Consider the following 20,161-nt stretch of genomic DNA (forward strand, 5'->3'; position numbering starts at 1 on the left):
ACCGGATGCGATGGCTTGCCCGGGGGCGCGCTGCAAAAATATCGAAAACAACCCCATGCAAAGTAGCCGGCGACTGCCGGCGTTCGACGCGGCGGACCTTGTTGAAGGGACCCGTCGTTCCAGCATCGCCACGCGGCGTCATCACCCGCGCATGCGAGGGCTTTGCGAAAGCGGAGCAAATCGACAGGGCAGGCGCTGGTTGCTTGGGCCGGTCGGTGGCTTGGACGGGTCAGCCGTGATGGCTAGATGCCTCGTTTGGTTAGGCGATGTGGGGTGGCGTCCTGGCCCATCGCTGGAGATTGATCGCGGTCGCGGCGAGCTGGAAAGCTGCGGCATTGCGCATCAGGCCGCGATAGCGGGCACGCGCAAGGCCGTAGACGCGCTTGAGCAATGCGAACAACGGCTCGATCGGCGCACGTCGATGCGAGATGACCGCGTTACGACGCACCGCCCAAGGTCCCAAGCGAAGCCAACGGTTGTGTCTACGCATGATGCCGTCGCGAATACCCATCTGCTTCAACCGCACACGTCGTGCGATGGTATCGTAGGCTTTGTCAGCGTAGACCGTTGCCTCGTCGCCGCAGATCAGCCCGTCAGCGGGCACGGTGTCGTTGACATTGGCTGGCGTAAAGGCGAGGCGCCGGATGATGCGACTGCCTTGGTCCATCGCCACGTGCATCTTGTAGCCGAAGGCATATTTGCCGTCCTTCTTGGTCCAGGCAGCGTCAGGATCGTGAGCGCTTTTGACCAGCTTGCTGGCGGGCCGCCCGTCTGCATCCGGGGGCAAATCGGGATCCGGAGGTTCGGGTGGATTAACCGCCGAGCGGATCAGCGAAGCGTCGATCAATGTGCCGCGCTTCAAGACGAAGCCGGACTTCTCGATCTGCGCCGTAATCAGGGCAAACGCGCGCTCCGCCAGCCCGCTCTTGGCCAGCTGTTCGCGGAAACGCCACAGCGTGGAATGATCCGGCACCGGCTCACTCAGCGACAGGCCCAGAAAGCGCCGGAACGACAGGCGGTCCACCAGCGCTTCCTCGAGCCCCGGATCGGACAGCCCATACCATTGCTGCAGCAACAGCGCCTTAAACAGCGCCAGCGACGGGTAAGCTGGCGCTCCCATCGACCCGCTGCGCAAGCCGCTCAGCAGCGCTTCAATCGCGCTCCAGTCGACCAGTTCCGACACTCGCTGCAATGGCGCATTGGCCCGAGCCGCGTCATTCACCAGTCCGTCTGTAAAGCTCAATTGACCAATCTGGCGTTCCGCCATCCGTTCCTCCGGCGAATCCTTCACCAAAGAGAATCATCCCGGATGACTTCTGCAAAGCCCTCGCGAAAGCGGGTGATTCAGTATTCCAGAGGCAGCAGTGCTTGAGCCGAGAGGCCGCAGCGTACTGGATCGCCCGGTCCATGTGCGCAATTGCGCACAGGCCGGGCGATGACGGCGGGGGACGAGGATATAGCCCCATAGACTGTATGCGATTGCCCTACCCGCAAGCGGACGAGGTAGGGTAGCGAGACAGCTGCGGATGCAGCTACTTCTCCAGCACCGGGAGCGGCGGCACGCTGTCATTGGCGGAGCCGGCCTGCATCGTGATCAGCGTCATCGAGACCAAATCGTAGTAGCCCATGATGCCGATGATATCCATGATGCCGCGCTCGCCGAATTTCTCCTGCGCGGCCTTGTAGACGGCGTCGCTGACCTTCCTGTCGCGATAGAGCGCGATGCCGAGATCGTAGAGCGCGGCCTCGTCGTCCTTCATGCCGTCGGGCCGCGTGCCCTTGGCGATCCCGTCTGCAATCTTGGGATCGAGCCCGCCCTTCATCGCCAGCGGGTAGTGCGCGGACCATTCATATTGCGCGGTCCAGTGCCGCGCCGTGATCAGGATCGCCATTTCGCTCAGCCGCGGCGGCAGCGAGGTGTTCCAGCGAAGATAATCCGACAGGTTCGACAGCTTCGGCGCCAGATCGGGATTGCGGATATAGGCGCGGTAAGGCGGCGCGGCGAATTTGGCGTTGCGCGGCGGTGCGCTGATCAGGTCGGCCCAGGCCTTTTGCGGCGGCGACAGCTCCTCGGCCTTGAGCGGTGCGAAACGCGCGGCGTCCTCGCTGCGCGCGGCCGCCGCGGTCAATGTCAGCACTGCCAGAACGCCCGCCCAAGTAATTTTCTCATTGTTGCTCTCCCTTTCCGATGCAGGCTTCTCGGGTCCTGCGCGGCGCGCGAGCTTAGTCGCGATCAAAAGAGATGCAACGAGGTCGGCGCGCGTTTGGGCCGCACCTACCGCCACAGCCGACATCAGCCTATATTGAGGGCGTCCGAAGCGGCGCGAAGGTGTCAGCCATGCAGCCTGTGTCTATCCTCCTCAATATCCTATGGATCCTGATCGGCGGCGCGTGGATGGCATTCGGCTGGCTGATCGCCGCCGTCATCATGGCGGTCACCATTATCGGGCTGCCCTGGGCGCGCGCGGCGTTCAACATTGCGGTCTACACGCTGCTGCCGTTCGGCTCGCGTGCGGTACGGCGCGATGAAGTCACCGGCATGTCCGATATCGGAACCGGACCGCTCGGCGTGATCGGCAATCTGATCTGGTTCATCCTGGCCGGCTGGTGGCTTGCGATCGGCCATCTGATCACCGCGATCCTGCTTGCGGTGACCATCATCGGCATCCCCTTCGCCTGGGCGCATCTCAAGCTTGCCGGCATCGCGCTGTGGCCGATCGGCAAGGTGATCGTGCCGGCGTAAGGCGCAGTCTGCAGGCGGATCGCGAGGCGCTCGTCAGCGCGCCAGCGCGTCGACCTGCGCTTCGAGCGCTTCGATCACCATCGTCAGCGAGGCTGCCTTGCCCATCGTCCGCGAAATGATCGGCGCGCCGGATTGGAAACCGGTCAGCCCGGCAATCATCATCACGGCGCGGACACGCGCCTGCGCCGTCGTCAATCGCGCGCTGGACGCTGCGACGATCAGCTGGGCCACGAGCTCGATTCCCGGCCGCCACAGCCCGGCATAGAGAACCTCGAACGCCCGCCCGGGATCCGCCAGCTCGCGCTGGACGAACAAGCGATTCTGCTCGCTCGCCGACGTCAGAAGGAAGCGCGCCAGCGTCGTGAGCAGCAGCTTCAACTGCGCGCGGGCGCCGTCCGGATCGGGCGATCCTTGCAGCGACGCGAGAGCGGCCTCGCCGACCGCTGCCATGCTCTCGCGATAGCGCGCCAGGATTTCATGCGCGCAGGCGAGATAGAGGCCTTCCTTGTTGCCGAAATAGTAGTTGAGCGCGGGCAGATTGATGCCCGCCTCCTCGGCGATCTGGCGGGTCGTCACCCGCGCAAAGCCGCTGTTGCCGAACGCTAAGAGTGCGGCGTTGAGGATGCGGTCGCGGGTCTCGTCACCCTTCTTGTAGGGGGTCGTGGCCGATCGCGTCGGCGGCGGGAGGGGGCTGTTTCGTGCGCTCATCGGAAAATCATATCACACGATATTATTTATTGCATTTCCTATCGATTGATATAAATTCGCGGCAGCCAATCAAGATCAGGGAGAGCCGCGGATGCAGGCCGGAACGCTGGAAAAGCTGCGCAGCAACGTCGCCGCGCAGAAGGAGAGGAATCCCGGGATCTACGGCAAGGTCGATTTCTCCATCGTCCCGGAACGATTTGTGCAAGATGCCGGCACGCCGAGCGTGCTTCCCGAAAAATTCGCTGCCGCCCGCGCGGCGTTGCTGGCCGACGCCGACCGCATGGCGTTCATCCGCGGTTACACGATGATGGGCGATCCGCCCGCCGACGCCTATGCGGCGCTGATGCGCGAATACGGCTTCCGCCGGCTGGTCACCATGCTGGTTCAGGCCTGCGACGGCGGCGTCGAGGCGGTGGCCGATGCGCCGCCCGAGCTGATCGCGCTGATCCGCGACATGGAGCGCACGCCCGCCTGGCTCGACATGAAGCTGGTCGAGGAAGGCGCGCGGATCGATCGCAACGCGGCCGCCAATCTCAGTCCCTTCATCATCCGCGGCGCGTTTCTCGCCACCTTCATGAACAAGTATGCGGCGCTGCCGATGGCGATCACCAACGCCTTGTCGAGCGGCTCGTCGGCACGGCGCGTCAAGGAGACCGCGACATTCTTCGCGACGTCTGTGCTGCCCGGTGCGCTCGGCCGGTTCGGCGCAGGCTTCAAGGCAGCGGCGATGGTGCGGCTAATGCATTCGATGGTGCGCGCCAACGTGATGCGCCGCGCCGACAACTGGGACATCTCGGTCTACGGCATCCCGATTCCGCAGGTCGACCAAATGCCTGCCGGACTGATCCCGATCTTCCTGCTGGCGCAGAAGGTGCTGGCTGACGGTCGCACGGAGTTCACGCCGGAGGAACGAGCCCGCGTCGAGCTTGCGCGCTACCGCTGCGTCCTGCTCGGCCTGCCGGAAGACCTGCTCGCCGATACGCCGAAGGGAATTGTCGATCTCATGCTGCTGCGTTCCGCGACGCTGCGGGCCGGCTATGACGACAAGACCTGCGGCGAACTGGTCCGGGCCACGATGGCGGCAACCTTGCGCTCCGACGAGTCCTTCGGCAGCCGCCTCTTCGAATTCTTCGAGCGCAGCTTCGCGAAGACGTTCTTCCTGAACAGCTTCATGAACGGCGACAGGGCCAGGGCCGCATCGATCGGCGTGCCGATCACGGCGAGGGATCGCACTGTGACGGCACTGGTCGGGATCTTCCTGTTCACCCGGCTTGCGCTCTATCGGCTGGCGTCGCGGATTCCCGGCCTGCGCGAGGCAGCCGACCGGCGGCTGGTCAAGCGAATCGAAAGTCTGCTGAAGGACTACGGCCACGCCGAGTTTACGACGGACGCCGCCGCCTATCGGCCGGCGCAGGCGTCGGCCGCGAAGTCCTAAGGCGCGTGGACCGGGTCGCCGCGCGACATACGCACCGGCGGCCTCGGTGCCTAGAGCCAATCCTTCGTCGTCTGGGCGCAAGCCTGGTAGTCGCGCCGCCAGATGAAGCCGCCGCCACCACAGGGGGGACGTGGGCGCGAGGTGGCGGGGCACTCGTTCCTGACCGGCGCGCTGGTGGCCCAGCCGTCGATCACGCAGGCACCTCGTGAGGTCCTGTGGCAACCGTCGCCACATCCCTCTGCGGCGTTGGCGGGGGTCAAGCTGAGGAACGCGCTGGCTGTCAGAAGCATGATCAAACCTGCTCTCATGATGTTCTCCATCGAGCTGTCGGTTCTGATACTCCATTCGCGAGACGAGCGTAGGCAATCCCACGCCGCTTGCCACCGATTTCACGCACAAATTCCGGTGTGCGGTATCAGCGCGCCGCCTCGCAGCCGGGGATGTCGAACACCGCAGTCAGGCCGCAGGGCGAGTTGAGCATCTTGCCGCCCTCGTGGCCAACGCCGGGCACATCCCACAGGCTGTGGTTCGGCGCGCCGTGGTCGCGGGCCTGCATCGCCGCGACATAGGAATGCCCGCGCGCGTAGCGATACGGCCCTTCGGCTTCCGCCATGCAGGATTTGTCGAGCGCGGGATGATTTGGGTTAGTGTCGAGCGTTCCCAATAGATAGATCACGCGGCGCGCGACATAGGCCTGCTCCAGCGCCGTTGGCGAAGGCTCGGCGAGATAGGGCGGACGGTCGTCCATGCCGAACTTCCAGCTGTTGTAGCCTTCGCACTTCGCGGCGATCGCGGGCTCCGGTCGCTCCTTGGTGAAATAGGCGTAGGAGGACGGATTGGCGACGACGTAGCGCACGCCGATGCCCTCGCGCAGCAGCACCTGGTCGCCCTTCACCGCGATCGCATAGCGCTGCACCACCTGGCCGCCGCCGGAATGGCCGAACACGACGACCTGTTTCAGGTTGGGAAACAGCTTGCGGTCGCCGAGCCTGGCCAGGATCGCGTCGAGCGCTTCGAACGAGCTGGCCGGGTTCGGCGCAAGCGCAGGCTCGCCGCCCTGCCAGCCATAGAGGCTCCAGCGCAGGGTTTCCGCCGGCAGCTTGAACGCCTCGACGTCGGGCTCGATCAAGAATTGCGGCGCGATCATCAGCGTGCCCTTGCCAACGTCGCCGGCCGCGGCCTGCGCGCTCAGCGCCGCGCGGAAATAGTCGTCGGCATTGCGCAGCACGCCGTGCAGCACCAGCACCGCGCGGGTGACGTCCGGCAGCGGATTGGACCAGTCGGCCGAGAGGCAGACGGGAAACATCGCGCCGCCGACGGCAATGCGACCGCTCGCGATCTCCTTGACCGGCTTTTTGTCACGCTCGATCTGTGCCTGCGTTGCCGACGCGACCGGTGCGTGAGCTGTCGCGATCAGCAGCGTCAACGCCGCAAGCCAGCCCCGATGATGCATGGTTCATTCTCCGTTGGTGCCGCGAGCGGCGATGCGATCCGGCGGGATCATCGCGCATTGGACGCCGGATCACGCATGAAATTTCGGAAAGGCAGGACACTTCGGAAAGGCAAGACACCTCACGCCGCGAGCCGCCCGCGGTTATTCGCGGCGAGGATCGGACGGATCAGGCGGCCGAACCGCTCGGCCTCCTCGTCGTGCAGATAGCCGGACAGGCAAAACGAGTGGCAGCCGGCGTCGATGAACTGCTGCAAGGTCGTGGCACATTGCTCGGGATTGCCGACAACCGCGATGCCGGCACCGGGCCGCACCTTGGTGATCCCGGTCCACAGATGCGGCATCAGGAGATCGCCATAGTCGCGCGCGAGCTGCTGCACGCGCTGATTGGCCTCGGAGCTGACGTAGAGCGTCTTCATCTCCTGCTTCTGCCGCTCGGTGGCGTGGCGCACCAGCTGATCGGCGGCCTCCCAGGCGTCCGCCTCGCTCTCGCGGCAGATCACCTGCAGCCGCATGCCGAAGCCGATCGCGTCCTCGCGGTCATGCGCCCGCGCCATCCGCCTGATCTCGGCGATATTGTCCGCGATGCGCTCCGGCAGATCGCCCCAGAACAGATGGACGTCGGAATGCTTCGCCGACACCTCCCAGGCCTGCCGCGAGCCGCCGCCGAGATAGAATTTTGGAAACGGCTGCTGCAGCGGACGCGGGCGGATATGCGCGCCCGAGATGGTGTGAAATTGGCCCTGGAAGTTCACCGGCCCGCGCGTCGTCCACAGCGCCTTCAGGATCGAGACCTCCTCCTCCATCAGCGCGTAGCGTTCTTCCTTGGCGTAGCGCACGCCTTCGGCCTCGACCTCGCTCTCGTTCTGGCCGGCGATCAAATTGATGCAGATCCGCCCGCCCGACATCTGGTCGAAGGTCGAGATCATCTTGGCCATCAGCACCGGGTTGATATAGCCGGGCCGTGCTGCGATCAGCGGCTTGATCCGGGCCGAGCGCGCCGCCATGAAGGCGCCGGATATCCAGGCCTCCCAGCACACCGAGCCGACCGGGATCAGGAGATATTCGAACCCGGCGTCCTCGGCTGCCTTGACCACGCGCTCGCAGAGTTCCGGCGACCCGGCGATTTGCGCTTCCATCAGCCCATAGGCCGTGGTGTCGCCATGCGTGGGCAGATACCAGCCGAATTCCAGCGGACGCATGGGCAAACTCCCTCGAAAGACGGCCGTTTCCGGCAGGCCTGTCATATTGGCGCAGGCAGTTTACAGCCGTTAACCGGCCGGACAACGCCGTTGCCGACCCGGAGCCAATCAGCTAAATGGTGGCCGGTACGCACCGCGTAGCTCAGCTGGATAGAGCGTTGCCCTCCGAAGGCAAAGGTCACACGTTCGAATCGTGTCGGGTGCGCCAGCGTTTCTCTCGATCTACCAACGCTTTAGGGCGTCAGTGGAAGCGCCTCAAAAGCTCCTCAGGCCAGCCGGTCACACGCTGGGCACAACGGAGGAGTTTTCAATGGCAACCCTACGCTTTCGCAATGGCAAGTGGCAGGTTCAAGTCCGACGCCGAGGCTATCAATCCCGAACTCAATCCTTTCTAAACAAGACAGATGCTCAGCGATGGGCGCGACATATCGAGAGTGAACTCGATCGGACATTGATACCTAATGATGTGAGGGCGCTCGCAAAGCTCACCCTGGCAGACCTCCTCATACGCTACCGCGACTCCGTAACGATCAAGAAGAGAGGACACTTGCCCGAAAGGAAACGCATCGAAGCGTTTCTTCGCCAGCATTGGTCTACCTATCCCCTCGCAAAGATCAGCGCCCGCGAGTTCAGCAAGTATCGTGATGAACGCCTAGGTATCGTTGGGCCGGGCACGGTGATCCGCGAACTGGGTCTTCTGCGCTCAGTCTTCGAGACCGCACGGCGGGACTGGGGCTACAGCTCTCTTGAAAACCCAATAGCCTCGCTCCAACGACCCAAGGCACCGAACGGGCGAGAACGCAGGTTAGAGCCCGGTGAACTAGCCGGACTGAGTGCAGCTTGCACTACGGTCCGCAATACGCTGCTCTTGCATGGCATCCATATGGCCATTGAGACCGGAATGCGCCGCGGTGAATTACTGGCTATCCAGTGGAAGCATGTGAACTTCGATACAGGGGTTCTACACATTCCGATTACAAAGACCGGCAAGCCCCGCTCTATTCCTCTCACAGACCGTGCACGAGAAATTCTGGCAGAGCGCAGGTCGCTCCCCGACGCAGATGCCAGATACGCCTTTCCAATCAGTGCCAACGCATTTCGGCTCGCTTGGGAACGCTGCAAGCGACGTGCGGCGAGAGCCGGATGTAACGGAGTGCAGGAACTACGGTTTCACGATCTGCGTCATGAAGCCGTCAGCCGTCTTTTTGAAAGGGGACTGAATACCGCAGAGGTCGCATCAATCAGCGGCCACAGGGATTTGCGGATGCTGTTTCGCTACACGCACTTGAAGCCCGAGGACCTCGTTACGAAGCTCCGCAACAACAAGGCACCAGCAGCATGACGAGCCGAGCATTGAAGATGCCAGACTACGCGGTCCAGTTGATCACCATGGCGCTCGCACGATTGGGACTACAGCCCGCCGAAGCAAAGGACGATCACATTGGCTGCCTGCTTCAGTACGAAGATGGCACTATTCTATCTCTCGTGGTGACGTGCATTGCTAGACGCGGATGGTTCAAGCAGACACCTGCGGTTGTTCTGTCGCTTGTAACTACGGCGGGAGACCTTAGAGCGATAAAGGTGCATTTCACGGACACTATGAATGCTCCAACCGGCCCGAGCGATTTGACGTTCGCCGTGCGCTTCTCAGCCAAGGTTCGCGCTATAGCTTGGACAATCGCGGCGACGGGCAAAATGGGAGAATGCGTTAGCTTACCGGGAAGGTCACCCGCCCCGCGCCCAGTACGTATGTAAAGCCATTCCCTCCCTAGTTGGAAATATAGCGCGCAATCACGCCGCGCGCTTCAACACTGCAAGGATAAGAAAGTCATGACGAAAAGTGAGCTTCGCAGCCATCTTCTAAAATACATCGAGACATCTGATACCTATCCGCCGTCAACCCGCTACCAAGAGGGCCATTTGGCCGCTATGAGAGAACTGCTCGTCGATTACTACCTGACACCAGATGAGCGCGAGCAATATTTTTCAAACCGTGCATTGCCTCAATCGTGCACGAAACGTCGAACGGTCCATTGATGGAACGCCAACTCGGCTAATTACTCATCATTTATCTTCCGCGCTCTCTTATAGAGCTAAGTGACGAATTAACCGCAATGGGCCTGCCGACGAGTTTCGGCAGGTCCTTTTCTTTCGGGGAGTATGAATGACGCATGTCGATGCCGACATCGCAGTCAAAGAGATGACAAAGCTATGGCGCAGCTTCGGTCTAGAAGCTAGCGGCCAACTTCAGAATACATGGCGGCGCATGTGCAATGCACTTAATGAAGCAAGTAGTAGCTCCGTAGGCTGGACCACACTAGCAATGCCAACGGGCATCGGGAAAACGCAATTCACTGCACTGTATTGCGCTCTGCTGGAAGTTCCCTCACTCAGCCTGCACAATATCCGATCCAAAAATCTGCATCCTGGTGTGCTTTTCGTTACACGATTGGTCTCAGAGACAGAGAAGTTCGCCGACCAAGTCAACAAGCTGGCGGGCCGCACGATCGCCGCAGCATACTACAGTGGCTCAGACACAACGCTAGCCGACACGACGAGCTTCCCCATCCTGGCCATCACACACGCCGCCTGCGAGCGTCATCAGTCACGCGGTATGACGGATAGCGTCGCCGGCAACGTTTGGGAGCGGCTTACAACGTGGCAGCTTGAAAGCAGAGGCAAGATCATCGTCGATGAGACACCGAACTTCGTATCATCCGTACGAATTGACACCAAGGAACTAGCTCAGACGTTAGGAGCACTAGCTTGGCTACGCGACGCGAACAAAGACCTCTATGTAAACATGGAGCGGATTTTGTCCGCGAGCACAAATCCAGCACTTGGGAGCGGAAATCGGCGCATTACCAATACTGAGTTCGAGCACATTCTATCGATCGACACCGCCCTGATACTGGAGCACCTGAAGTCCGTTGATGACGAAGCTATCACCCTAACTCAGAGCAACGGAAGAACCTCGCTACGGAAGGTATGCACAGACACCGTCAAGGCAATCGACACCCTGCAAAGGAACGGTTGGGGCTGGATCAGCCATAAGGGACGGACTGCACAACTACACTCTGCGGCACTCCATCCTTCCCTGCGTTCCGGCTCAGGCGTGATACTCGACGCCACTGCGGGCCTCTATCCGGGCTACTGTCTGCTCAGCCCTCCTGCGAAAATCATCACCGCCGCAAAAAACACTCGACGCTACGACGATGTCACTTTGTATCTAGCTTGGGGCCACGTTGCCGGAAAGGAACACCTAGTGAAGGCTGCTGACCATCTTTGGCCTAAATACAAAGCGGCGATACAGAGCATTCTACCGGCCGACGACCGTATCTTAGTATGCAGCCACGAGGAGTTTGAGCAAAAGGTTTGCGTCGATCCTACTAATCCCGCTCGAATGACATTCGCTCACTACGGAAGCATAGACGGCAGGAACGATTGGAATGATTACGAGGCCGTCGCAGTGATCGGCTTATTTTATCTTCCTGTCGCCGCACATATCAACGCTGCGCAAGCCTTGCTTGGACCTCAGACTGACGATTGGTTGCAAAGCTCGCAGTTTCGTACAGCCGAAGCAAACTACGACGTGGTCATCGACATGCAGCGAGCGCACTTAGCGTCAACAGTCATTCAGACTATTACCCGAGTACGGTGTCGGAGAATGATTAACGAAGAAGGGCTATGCAAGCCAACAACTGCGTTCTTGGCGCTTCCTGCGGATGCAGATGGTCACGCGGTTTACGACGCAGTTCTTCACTACATGCCAGGGATACGGATCAAGGCGTGGTCCTTGGATGCAAGTAGAAAGAAAGCTAGGGACGATCGAGGCGTTAAGAAGCTACTAGATTTCTTTGCCTGTGCGCCCAGAGGCATCCACACGAAAGCGCAGATACGCGCAAAGACGCAGATTGGGGCGGCATCACTAGATCGCGCCATCCGACAATTCAACGACCCCTCATCAAACGAGCGTACGCAGCTTTGTGCGTTTGGCACTACATATCATGCAAGACGAGGCAGAGGAGCTGAATCATTCTTTATGAAAGCGTAGTCTCGCTACATCGCTTTGCCCATCACCAACAAGCAATCACGAAAACGGAGGCCGCCGCGAGCGGCCTTTCTCGTTTCTATACGGGGGCAGCCGTGCAAGGCTGGACATTTTTCCGACCGGTTCGTAAGCAACCGGCAATGCGTCTCCTGCAATGCCATTAAGGCGCGACAACGAGAGGCCCTGAGAGGCATCAAAGACCCCTCGTTCAGAATGTACCGCAATACGCTGAGACGCACTGGCATGGCTCTCAGCGGCCGCGCCAGTCCAACTAGTGCGGTCGGCTGCGACCACCCGGAATTGCGCGATCATATCGCCGGTCAATTCCGCACCGGGATGAGCTGGGAGAAGTATCGTCAATGGGAGGTCGATCATGTCAGGCCACTATCGTCAGCGCGAACGCTGAGCGAACTGATCGCGCTATGTCACTTCAGCAACCTTCAGCCCCTATGGCGGAGCGAGAATCTACGGAAGGGCGGGGCCTAGCGCCCCGCTCTCTCCCGCGTATCTGTTTTTTGCGTCTATCGTGGCAGGAAATATCTTCGCTGCCCATCGTGCTCGCGCTTCCGTGCGAGGCCGGTAGCAACCAGCGTCTCCAAAACTTCGGAAACGCGCTCTCGGCGCTTGGCCGTATTCCTTCCGTCCAACACACTGGAGATAGCATCGGGCGGCGTCGGGGAAGGTGCCTTGGCGAGGAGATCACGCACCAGCCTGATTTGCTCCAGACCGTCTGTCGGCCACTTCGGACGCTCGGCAACGTCGGGCAATTCGATATCGAAGGTGCCGACGTGTTCGTCCGCAGGCTTTGGCGTTTTCTCCGCAAGGCGTGGTATTTGATAGTCTGGCCTCAGCCAGTGGACAGTGCCGCGTTTTTCTTCTGCCGCCCGTTCGAGATTTAGCGCAACAAGTCGGGCAAGAAGCTCTTCTTCCGCCCGTTCCTGGGTCTCAGTTCTCTGAGGCGATGGTAATGTCGCACCGGGCTTGCCTACGAGCGCCGGTATCAGGTCATCCCAGCCGTAGGCCGCTAGGGCGGCGCGATCTATGTCATCGTGGATTTCTTTCAACACTGAGATTAGGCCAGCATGATGCATATCACGCTCGGCATCGGTCAGCGGCGGCACGTCGCAGCCGTTCTCCAGATCACGCAACCGCTCTAGTGCATTGTACAGACCGGTCATAGTGAGGAAAGAATGCTCGGCCAATCGCTGCTTACGGAAACTGTCTAGACGCTCGCCAAGGTCCCTTAGCCGTTCCTGCTGCGCAAACAGTGGATCAACCGGCGAGAGTGCCGGATCAACCGCAAGCGGGAACGGGAACGGATCAAAGGTCCGCGACTTCGAGTATCGAGGATCGTTACCCACTCCAAGCCAGCCGCCCGTCGCAATGGCCCATGCCACACTCAACCGTGACGACAGAACAGCCAAGTGCTCTGCCGTGTCGAGACCGACGCAAACCAACATGTTGTCCGGTCTGATGCTGGCGTCGAGAAACTGAAACGTCCGGTGCCGCGTAGTTTCGACGGTCACGATGTATCGCGGCAGTCCTTTCAGCGCTGGACGCAAATCTCGTCGCGGTTCGCCAAAAATCCACCATAGATCGCGGTAACTAGCCCGGTTGTTGTGATCCCGCTCTGGTTTCACGTTGTCCAGTATGTGTTGATACACAGCCGGGAAGCGTGAAAGAACATCCTCGACCTCTAGCGGGAATAAATCGATCACCATTACGCCGCGCGGACGTTGCGCTATGTCCCGCCCATTGCGATAGTTGAGGATGTGAGTTTCCAAGCCGTCAACCGTCCCAAGACCTAGCCCCTTTGCCTGTGTGGGTGTTACGATAAAGCCCGCGCCATGGAGCTTCACACCCGGGCTGGACAATAGGTCGTTGGCGATCAAAGCCTTCGCAGACGCAAGGTCGGCTCCAATGGTGAGATTGGCGCGAATCCTCCCGGCCCGAGCTTCCAGCAAAACCTGCGGTGTGTCGGTATTCAATTCGGCTTCGGACACGACTTCCGCCTGTACTCCGTCTAGTTCCCCCTTCTCTGCAACAGTCATGGCGATGCGAACAGCGGCCCTATCAGATGCCTTGAGCCACGGATGGTTAGGGACCGCGAAGACCAGCGATAGCGGTGCCTTTGCCGCCATATAATGCTCAATGACGCGGCGAGAGAATGCCTGGGTGATCGAATTGGTGGTGATGAAGCCAAAACGCCGCAACGGGTTTGTCTGGCCCTTCAGTGGCTTGCGCAACAAGCGTGCCGCCGCCTCGTCCCAGAAGTGCATGACGAAATCAGCGCCACCGGGCAAGTGTGTTCGCGCCGCCCAACACGCTTCGGCATAGCCGTCGCCAAGCTCGGCCCGCATGTCTTTCCCGCCGATGAAGGGCGGGTTACCGACAATGAACTCGACCTCTGGCCAAGGCGCGCGCTTTGGGTTTACATAGTTGTAAAGTGGCACTTGCGCGTCAGGATCAGGGATTTCCTCGCCTGTGATCGGGTGGAGTTTCTTGGTTAGGCCATCCCACCGCGACAAGGGTCGCCCGTTGGCGTCACGCAACAGCTCCTGCCTATCATAGGCGATGACCGCATCCTGCTGTTTGACCGTGCCGTATGCGTTCAGGATCGGCTCAGTGATAGATGCGAGCCCGGCTGTCTTGAGCTGCCACTTCAGGTATCCAATCCACAGTACAAGATCGGCGATCGGCACAGCACGGGGATTTAACTCCAGTCCATAGAATTGGCGAGGACTGACCGTTTCGCCTTCCATTGCAAAGCGGGCCTGATTTTCTCCCAGATCATCGAGTGCCTCTAGCACCTCGCCTTCCAGCCGCTTCATCAACTCAAGACTTACATAAAGAAAATTGCCAGTGCCGCAGGCAGGGTCCAGTACGCGGGTCGTGCAGAGCTTGTGATGATACGCCTTCACGGCTGCCAGCGCCCCAACATGGCCGCCCTTGTCGCGCAATTCCTTTACCTGCACTTGAACCAATTCCCAATCGGTGCGCAATGGTTCGATGATCGTAGGGACAACGAGACGCTCTACATAGGCGCGCGGCGTATAATGTGCACCTAACTTGGACCGTTCACGCGGATCGAGTGCTCGTTCGAGCAGCGTGCCAAAGATGGCAGGCTCTACATCGGACCAATTCTTGCCCGCTGCGATCCAGAGTGTGTTTCGGCATGGAATAAGGACCCCGTTTCGGGGTGATCGGCATCCAATCGGGACCCCGGGATAAGGGTCCACAGTGGCTTCCATCGAGTCATGGAAGCCGAGGTTGGGATGCTGGTGGTGGAGACGATTGGTAAGATCCGTCGCGCCTACTTTGTTGATGGTCGTCCGATCAAGGCGATCTGCCGAGAACTTGGCGTATCGCGGAAGGTGGTTCGCAAGGTCATTCGTTCTCAAGCGACGGAGTTCCGGTACGAGCGCGAGACGCAGCCGCTCCCGAAGATGGGTGCCTGGAGTGCCGAGCTTGATCGGTTGCTGGCAGGGAATGAGAGCAAGGCGGCGCGGGAACGGCTGACGCTGATCCGGCTATTCGAGGAACTCCGCGGCCTGGGTTATGCCGGCGGCTATGATGCGGTTCGTCGATACGCCCGACGGTGGACCAAGGAACGCGGCACCTCGACAGCGTCGGCTTATGTGCCGCTGAGCTTTGCACCAGGCGAAGCCTACCAGTTCGACTGGAGCCACGAGGTGGTCCTGCTGAGCGGCACCACGGTGATGGTGAAGGCTGCTCATGTTCGGCTCTGTCACAGTCGCATGCTGTTCGTGCGGGCCTATCCGCGGGAGACGCAGGAGATGGTGTTCGACGCCCACGACCGGGCATTCGCCCTGTTCAAAGGCACCTGCACCCGCGGCATCTACGACAACATGAAGACCGCGGTGGAGACGATCTTTGTCGGTAAAGGCCGTCTCTACAATCGCCGCTTCCTGCAGATGTGCAGCCACTATCTGGTCGATCCGGTCGCCTGTACGCCAGCGTCGGGCTGGGAGAAGGGGCAGGTCGAGAACCAGGTCGGGCTGGTCCGGGAGCGCTTCTTCACGCCGCGGCTGCGGTTCAAAAACCTCGACGAGTTAAACGCCTGGCTGCTCGACAAGTGCATCGCCTACGCCAAGGCTCATCGCCATCCGGAGCTGGTCGATCAGACGATCTGGGACGTGTTCGAAGCCGAACGCCCCAAACTCGTTCCCTATGCCGGCCGCTTCGACGGCTTCCATGCGGTGACAGCATCGGTCTCGAAGACCTGCCTGGTGCGCTTCGACAACAACAAGTACTCGGTCGCAGCCAGTGCAGTCGGACGACCGGTCGAGGTTCAAGCCTATGCCGATCGCATCGTGATCCGTCAGGATGGACGTATCGTTGCCGAGCACCCGCGATCCTTTGGCCGCGGCGATACCGTCTACGACCCCTGGCATTATGTGCCGGTGCTCGCCCGCAAACCCGGCGCCTTGCGCAACGGTGCTCCCTTCAAAGACTGGGTGCTGCCGGCCGCGATCGAGCGGATCCGGCGCAAGCTGGCCAGCACCGACGATGGCAATCGGCAGATGGTCGACATCCTCACCGCGGTGCTGACTGACGGTCTGTCCGCGGTGGAAGCGGCTTGTGCCGAAGCGCTCAGTCACAGCGTCCATTCCGCCGATGTCGTTCTCAATATCCTGGCCCGTCAACGTGAACCCGCCCCACCGGCCAACATCATGACGCCGGCCGCACTGACGCTCCGTCATGCACCGATCGCCGATTGTGCCCGCTACGACAACCTCCGGAGGACCATCTGATGGAACGAACCCAAATCTTCGACCTCATGGGCGAACTTAAGCTCTACGGCATGAAGGCTGCCTTCGACGAGATCATGGCAACTGCCGTCAAGCGCCAGCACGAGCCTCAACGCATTGTCGGCGACCTGCTCAACGCCGAGATCAACGAGAAGCAAGCCAGGTCGATCAAATACCAGCTCACCATTGCAAAGCTGCCGCTCGCCAAGGACATCGCCGACTTCCAGTTCGACGGCACGCCGATCAATCAGACTCTCGTCAATGATCTCGCTGGCGGCGGCTTCATCGCCCAACAACGCAACGTCGTGCTGGTTGGCGGCACCGGTACAGGCAAAACCCACCTGGCGATTGCCATCGCCAGAAGTTGCATCCGCGATGGCGCCAGAGGACGCTTCTACAACGTCGTCGACCTCGTCAACCGGCTCGAGACCGAGACCCGCAACGGTCGGCAGGGACGGCTCGCCGAGCATCTGACCCGCATGGACTTCATCGTTCTCGACGAGCTGGGCTATCTGCCGTTCGCGCAATCCGGCGGTCAGCTCCTGTTCCATCTCATCAGCCGGCTCTACGAGCGCACCTCCATCATTGTCACCACCAATCTTGCGTTCGGCGAATGGCCCAGTGTGTTCGGTGATGCCAAAATGACCACCGCGCTACTCGACCGATTGACCCATCACTGCGACATCGTCGAGACCGGCAACGACAGCTGGCGATTCAAAAGCCGCGACGATGTTCAAACAACCCGCGCTCGCGCCGTCTCCGCAACCCCGACCAGCTCCGACGACCCGAGCGCTACCAGCAGAGCACGCCGATCAAAGGGGTCCCTTTTGGATGCCGATAGGGGGTCCCAGTCGAACGCCGATTGACAATCCAGAGTTCGTTGATGTCATCCTTGTCGAGCGGGAGCGCGGCTCGCTTCTTGAACAGGGAGCCGTTAAACTTCTTCAAGGTGGCGTTGAGGTGCGGTGCATATCCGCCGCCATCCATGACTGTCCACAAACTTTCAAGCGCCGCCACGAAATGCCCGGGCGTGTCCTTCATCTGCCCGAGCAGCCTGTGAAAGGTAAGCGCTGTTCCGAACACACAGCTTCGAGACGTTAGCTGATCTCTACGTTTTTCGTTTGTGGAGGGCTGCCAGCCGTTCCGCCTCAGCTAGTGCTGCTGCCTTGGTTTTAAATGGACCAACGTCGTGTTCTTGCGTGTCGGGTAGCCAAGCAGGCAAGAACCACCAACCACCCGGGCGGTAACTCGTGCTGTTCCTAATCGACCCGATATGATCGGCTGTAAACCAACCGGGATCGACCCCGTCCTGTTGCCACAAGATGTTCTTGTCGCTCACCGGCGCGCCTCAAGAATGTTGGTTCGTCGATTTTCTTCGCTTAGGCCGGATTCTAGCCGCTTCCGTAGTTCCATGGCAACAAACTGTCGAGCTGGCGGTTCGGGTGACCATTGACGATTCTGGTGAGGACATCGGTGATATAGGTCAGCGGGTCAATGCGATTCAGCTTACAGGTTTCGATCAACGAGGCGATGACGGCCCAGTGCTGAGCACCGCCGTCGGAGCCTGCGAACAGCGCATTTTTCCGGTTCAGCGTGATCGGGCGGATCGAGCGCTCGACGATGTTGTTGTCGAGCTCGATACGGCCATCATTGATGAAGCGCGTCAGGCCCTCCCAGCGTGAGAGCGCATAGCGGATGGCGTCGGCCAACTTGCCCTTTTGGCTGATCAACGCGAGCTTTGCGCGGAGCCACCGCTCGAAGGATTCCGCCAGCGGGCGGCCTTTCTGCCGCCGAACGAGACAGCGTTCCTCGGCGCTGCGGCCACGGATGTCCTTCTCGATGGCATAAAACTCGGCGATATGCTGAAGCGCCTCGCTCGCAATGGGCGCGGGGCCAGGAGCGGCAAGTTCGTAGAAGTTACGCCGCATATGCGACCAGCAGAATGCAAGCTGAACGTCGCCACGTTCGGCCAGCTTGCCATAGCCGGCATAGCCATCGACCTGCAGGATCCCACTGAAGCCTGCCAGATGGGCGATCGGTCGGTCGGCCTTGCGGTCGGGGGCATAGACATAGGCGACGCCCGGCGGATCGGCACCGCCCCATGGCCGGTCGTCCGCCGCATAGGCCCAGAGCTGACCGGTCTTGGTGCGCCCCCGGCCGGGATCGAGCACCGGCATCGTCGTCTCGTCAGCGAACAGCTTTGCCCGTTGCTTAAGTTTGCCAAGGAGGCGCTCATGCAACGGACGCAAATGGAAGGCTGCCTGCCCGACCCAGTCCGCCAGCGTCGAACGGTCGAGCTCAATGCCTTGGCGGGCGTAAATCTGTGCCTGCCGATAGAGCGGCAGGTGATCGGCATATTTGGACACCAGCACCTGGGCGACGGTGGCCTCGGTCGGCAATCCGCTCTCGATCAGCCGCGCTGGGGCCGGCGCCTGCATGATGCCGTCCTCGCAAGTCCGGCAGGCGTATTTGGGTCGCCGGGTTACAAGGATCCGGAACTGCGCCGGGACCAGGTCCAGCCGCTCAGTTCTATCTTCGCCGATCCGATGTAACTCACCCTGGCAGCAGGGACAGGTCCTATCCTCGATGTCGACGACGACCTCAATCCGGGGCAGGTGCGCCGGCAAGGCACCACGGTTGCCGCGGCGCTTACGAACCCGCACCTCACGGCCTTCAGGTGCGCTGACGTCCTGCGCCGTCTTGCCGTACGCGGCCACCTGCTCGACGTCTTCCAGGCCCAGCAGCATCTGATCTTCAGGCAGCGTCTCGGCTCGCGGGCCAAACCGATGCCGCTGCAATTCCTTGATGATCTGGCGCAGCCGTTCGCTCTCGCACCGCTCGGCAAGCAGCATCGCTTTCAGCATCTCGGGATCGTCAGGCAGGGCGTCGCTCACACCCAATTCAGAGCATATTCATCGCCATCTGGCGACGCGTCCGACGCTCCTGATTCACTTCGCCGCAGCGCTGCCAACAACTATCCCGCTTGCGTTGGCGCCGACGTCTCCCGTGCCTCATGCACAAGCCGCCAGTCGAGCCCTTCCAGCAGCGCCGACAACTGCGCCGCCGACAGACGCATCACGCCGTCCTCGATCTTCGGCCAGCGGAAGATCCCTTCCTCGAGCCTCTTAGCGAACAGACACAGACCCGTTCCGTCCCAGAACACCAGCTTGATGCGATCCGCTCGCTTGGCCCGGAACACATAGACCGCACCCGAGAAGGGGTCAGCCCGCATGCTCTCACGCACCAGGGTCGCAAGCCCTTCCATCCCCTTGCGGAAGTCTACCGGTTTGGTCGCCACCATCACCCGGACAGCACCCGATGGGCCGATCACCGGTTTGCCTTCAGCGACTGCACGATCGACGCAATCATAGTCGCGTCCGCGCCACGACCGGCTCGGATCGTTATGCCGTCAACTTCGATCTCGATGATCCCGGAATCCGCCTTGGGCTTACAGCGCACCACCTTGCGCTCTCGGCTAAAGTCAGGTGTCGGCACCACGGCATCCACCACCGCCGGCACAAACTGTACTTCTTCTGTCCCGGATTGACCGCCCACGGCTTCTCTCAACTGGCGTCGCCAGCCAAACAATTGCTGCGGCGACAATCCATGCCGTCGCGCTACCGAGCAGACCGAGTCGCCACTCGTCACGATCTCTGCAACAATCCGTGCCTTGTCCTCGTCGCTCCACTTCCGCCGACGACCGGCTCCGGTGAAGACCTCCAGCCGCCGCGCCGGCTCGGTGATAGCATTATGCACTGTGTCCATTCTAAGCCTAACGGTCCAAACCGACCGCAGACTCG

Annotated in this window: 17 protein-coding genes and 1 tRNA gene; 8 read left to right on the forward strand and 10 right to left on the reverse strand. The window is 60.9% G+C overall.

What is annotated here, in order from left to right:
- Positions 1 to 259: 259 nt before the first annotated feature.
- Both ACVIGA_RS20100 and ACVIGA_RS20105 read right to left on the reverse strand, forming a co-directional pair.
- The gene (locus ACVIGA_RS20100; RefSeq protein ID WP_425108649.1) at positions 260 to 1,267 is read right to left on the reverse strand and encodes an IS5 family transposase; all 1,008 of its coding nucleotides are present in this window, start codon (positions 1,265 to 1,267) and stop codon (positions 260 to 262) included.
- Positions 1,268 to 1,532: 265 nt separating this feature from the next.
- Entirely contained in the window at positions 1,533 to 2,138 is a 606-nt protein-coding gene (locus ACVIGA_RS20105; RefSeq protein ID WP_456667699.1) for a carboxymuconolactone decarboxylase family protein, read from the reverse strand.
- 200 nt (positions 2,139 to 2,338) lie between these two features.
- On the opposite strand from ACVIGA_RS20105, the gene ACVIGA_RS20110 reads away from it, so the two are divergent.
- On the forward strand, positions 2,339 to 2,743 hold the full coding sequence (locus ACVIGA_RS20110; RefSeq protein ID WP_092120423.1) for a YccF domain-containing protein: 405 nt from the start codon (positions 2,339 to 2,341) through the stop codon (positions 2,741 to 2,743).
- 33 nt (positions 2,744 to 2,776) lie between these two features.
- Here the strand turns inward: ACVIGA_RS20110 and ACVIGA_RS20115 are convergent, their stop codons facing one another.
- Positions 2,777 to 3,451, reverse strand: a complete 675-nt coding sequence (locus ACVIGA_RS20115) for a CerR family C-terminal domain-containing protein (protein ID WP_456667700.1) — start codon at positions 3,449 to 3,451, stop codon at positions 2,777 to 2,779.
- Between the two features lie 91 nt (positions 3,452 to 3,542).
- On the opposite strand from ACVIGA_RS20115, the gene ACVIGA_RS20120 reads away from it, so the two are divergent.
- A complete protein-coding gene (locus ACVIGA_RS20120; RefSeq protein WP_456667701.1) occupies positions 3,543 to 4,886 on the forward strand; it encodes an oxygenase MpaB family protein in 1,344 nt (447 codons plus the stop codon).
- 50 nt (positions 4,887 to 4,936) lie between these two features.
- Here ACVIGA_RS20120 and ACVIGA_RS20125 read toward each other — a convergent pair whose 3' ends face one another.
- The 3 genes from ACVIGA_RS20125 to ACVIGA_RS20135 all read right to left on the reverse strand — a co-directional run bounded on the left by ACVIGA_RS20125 (position 4,937) and on the right by ACVIGA_RS20135 (position 7,538).
- Positions 4,937 to 5,194, reverse strand: a complete 258-nt coding sequence (locus tag ACVIGA_RS20125) for a GCG_CRPN prefix-to-repeats domain-containing protein (RefSeq protein ID WP_456667702.1) — start codon at positions 5,192 to 5,194, stop codon at positions 4,937 to 4,939.
- Positions 5,195 to 5,301: 107 nt separating this feature from the next.
- Positions 5,302 to 6,339, reverse strand: coding sequence for an alpha/beta fold hydrolase (locus ACVIGA_RS20130; protein ID WP_456667703.1), 1,038 nt, complete (start codon positions 6,337 to 6,339; stop codon positions 5,302 to 5,304).
- A 119-nt stretch (positions 6,340 to 6,458) separates the two neighbouring features.
- Positions 6,459 to 7,538, reverse strand: a complete 1,080-nt coding sequence (locus ACVIGA_RS20135; protein ID WP_456667704.1) for an LLM class flavin-dependent oxidoreductase — start codon at positions 7,536 to 7,538, stop codon at positions 6,459 to 6,461.
- Positions 7,539 to 7,668: 130 nt separating this feature from the next.
- On the opposite strand from ACVIGA_RS20135, the gene ACVIGA_RS20140 reads away from it, so the two are divergent.
- From ACVIGA_RS20140 to ACVIGA_RS20155, 4 genes are all read left to right on the forward strand, one after another.
- Positions 7,669 to 7,746: transfer RNA gene (locus ACVIGA_RS20140), tRNA-Arg, on the forward strand.
- 102 nt (positions 7,747 to 7,848) lie between these two features.
- On the forward strand, positions 7,849 to 8,880 hold the full coding sequence (locus ACVIGA_RS20145; RefSeq protein WP_456667705.1) for a site-specific integrase: 1,032 nt from the start codon (positions 7,849 to 7,851) through the stop codon (positions 8,878 to 8,880).
- Between the two features lie 488 nt (positions 8,881 to 9,368).
- The gene (locus ACVIGA_RS20150) at positions 9,369 to 9,575 is read left to right on the forward strand and encodes a hypothetical protein (protein WP_456667706.1); all 207 of its coding nucleotides are present in this window, start codon (positions 9,369 to 9,371) and stop codon (positions 9,573 to 9,575) included.
- A 127-nt stretch (positions 9,576 to 9,702) separates the two neighbouring features.
- A complete protein-coding gene (locus ACVIGA_RS20155) occupies positions 9,703 to 11,592 on the forward strand; it encodes a hypothetical protein (protein ID WP_456667707.1) in 1,890 nt (629 codons plus the stop codon).
- 518 nt (positions 11,593 to 12,110) lie between these two features.
- Here the strand turns inward: ACVIGA_RS20155 and ACVIGA_RS20160 are convergent.
- Positions 12,111 to 14,591 carry a class I SAM-dependent DNA methyltransferase gene (locus ACVIGA_RS20160; protein ID WP_456667708.1) on the reverse strand — a complete coding sequence of 827 codons (2,481 nt, stop codon included), beginning with the start codon at positions 14,589 to 14,591 and terminating at the stop codon, positions 12,111 to 12,113.
- Between the two features lie 273 nt (positions 14,592 to 14,864).
- On the opposite strand from ACVIGA_RS20160, the gene istA reads away from it, so the two are divergent.
- Together istA and istB are read left to right on the forward strand one after the other, a co-directional pair.
- Positions 14,865 to 16,364: an IS21 family transposase gene (gene istA, locus ACVIGA_RS20165; RefSeq protein WP_166309211.1), complete on the forward strand. Its 1,500-nt coding sequence runs from the start codon at positions 14,865 to 14,867 to the stop codon at positions 16,362 to 16,364.
- Positions 16,364 to 17,227 carry an IS21-like element helper ATPase IstB gene (gene istB, locus ACVIGA_RS20170; RefSeq protein WP_166107168.1) on the forward strand — a complete coding sequence of 288 codons (864 nt, stop codon included), beginning with the start codon at positions 16,364 to 16,366 and terminating at the stop codon, positions 17,225 to 17,227. Before istA ends, istB begins: the two co-directional genes overlap by 1 nt.
- Before the next feature lie 525 nt (positions 17,228 to 17,752).
- Here istB and tnpC read toward each other — a convergent pair.
- The 3 genes from tnpC to tnpA form a co-directional block, all read right to left on the reverse strand.
- Positions 17,753 to 19,225 carry an IS66 family transposase gene (gene tnpC, locus ACVIGA_RS20175; protein WP_224925014.1) on the reverse strand — a complete coding sequence of 491 codons (1,473 nt, stop codon included), beginning with the start codon at positions 19,223 to 19,225 and terminating at the stop codon, positions 17,753 to 17,755.
- A gap of 110 nt (positions 19,226 to 19,335) precedes the next feature.
- Complete coding sequence (tnpB, locus tag ACVIGA_RS20180; RefSeq protein ID WP_224925012.1) at positions 19,336 to 19,692, reverse strand: IS66 family insertion sequence element accessory protein TnpB; 357 nt, start codon at positions 19,690 to 19,692, stop codon at positions 19,336 to 19,338.
- Positions 19,689 to 20,126, reverse strand: a complete 438-nt coding sequence (gene tnpA, locus ACVIGA_RS20185) for an IS66-like element accessory protein TnpA (RefSeq protein ID WP_224925010.1) — start codon at positions 20,124 to 20,126, stop codon at positions 19,689 to 19,691. The genes tnpB and tnpA overlap by 4 nt, the downstream gene beginning before the upstream one ends.
- Between the last annotated feature and the right edge of the window lie 35 nt (positions 20,127 to 20,161).

The sequence above is a fragment of the Bradyrhizobium sp. USDA 3240 genome (assembly GCF_054063295.1).

Coding starts and splice junctions, on each gene's coding strand:
- istA (WP_166309211.1), top strand. CDS start 14,865: ATGCTGGTGGTGGAGACGATTGGTAAGATCCGTCGCGCCTACTTTGTT.
- ACVIGA_RS20120 (WP_456667701.1), top strand. CDS start 3,543: ATGCAGGCCGGAACGCTGGAAAAGCTGCGCAGCAACGTCGCCGCGCAG.
- ACVIGA_RS20110 (WP_092120423.1), top strand. CDS start 2,339: ATGCAGCCTGTGTCTATCCTCCTCAATATCCTATGGATCCTGATCGGC.
- tnpC (WP_224925014.1), bottom strand. CDS start 19,225: ATGCTGAAAGCGATGCTGCTTGCCGAGCGGTGCGAGAGCGAACGGCTG.
- ACVIGA_RS20150 (WP_456667706.1), top strand. CDS start 9,369: ATGACGAAAAGTGAGCTTCGCAGCCATCTTCTAAAATACATCGAGACA.
- tnpA (WP_224925010.1), bottom strand. CDS start 20,126: ATGGACACAGTGCATAATGCTATCACCGAGCCGGCGCGGCGGCTGGAG.
- ACVIGA_RS20145 (WP_456667705.1), top strand. CDS start 7,849: ATGGCAACCCTACGCTTTCGCAATGGCAAGTGGCAGGTTCAAGTCCGA.
- ACVIGA_RS20125 (WP_456667702.1), bottom strand. CDS start 5,194: ATGAGAGCAGGTTTGATCATGCTTCTGACAGCCAGCGCGTTCCTCAGC.
- ACVIGA_RS20135 (WP_456667704.1), bottom strand. CDS start 7,538: ATGCGTCCGCTGGAATTCGGCTGGTATCTGCCCACGCATGGCGACACC.
- istB (WP_166107168.1), top strand. CDS start 16,364: ATGGAACGAACCCAAATCTTCGACCTCATGGGCGAACTTAAGCTCTAC.
- ACVIGA_RS20115 (WP_456667700.1), bottom strand. CDS start 3,451: ATGAGCGCACGAAACAGCCCCCTCCCGCCGCCGACGCGATCGGCCACG.
- ACVIGA_RS20155 (WP_456667707.1), top strand. CDS start 9,703: ATGACGCATGTCGATGCCGACATCGCAGTCAAAGAGATGACAAAGCTA.
- ACVIGA_RS20100 (WP_425108649.1), bottom strand. CDS start 1,267: ATGGCGGAACGCCAGATTGGTCAATTGAGCTTTACAGACGGACTGGTG.
- ACVIGA_RS20130 (WP_456667703.1), bottom strand. CDS start 6,339: ATGCATCATCGGGGCTGGCTTGCGGCGTTGACGCTGCTGATCGCGACA.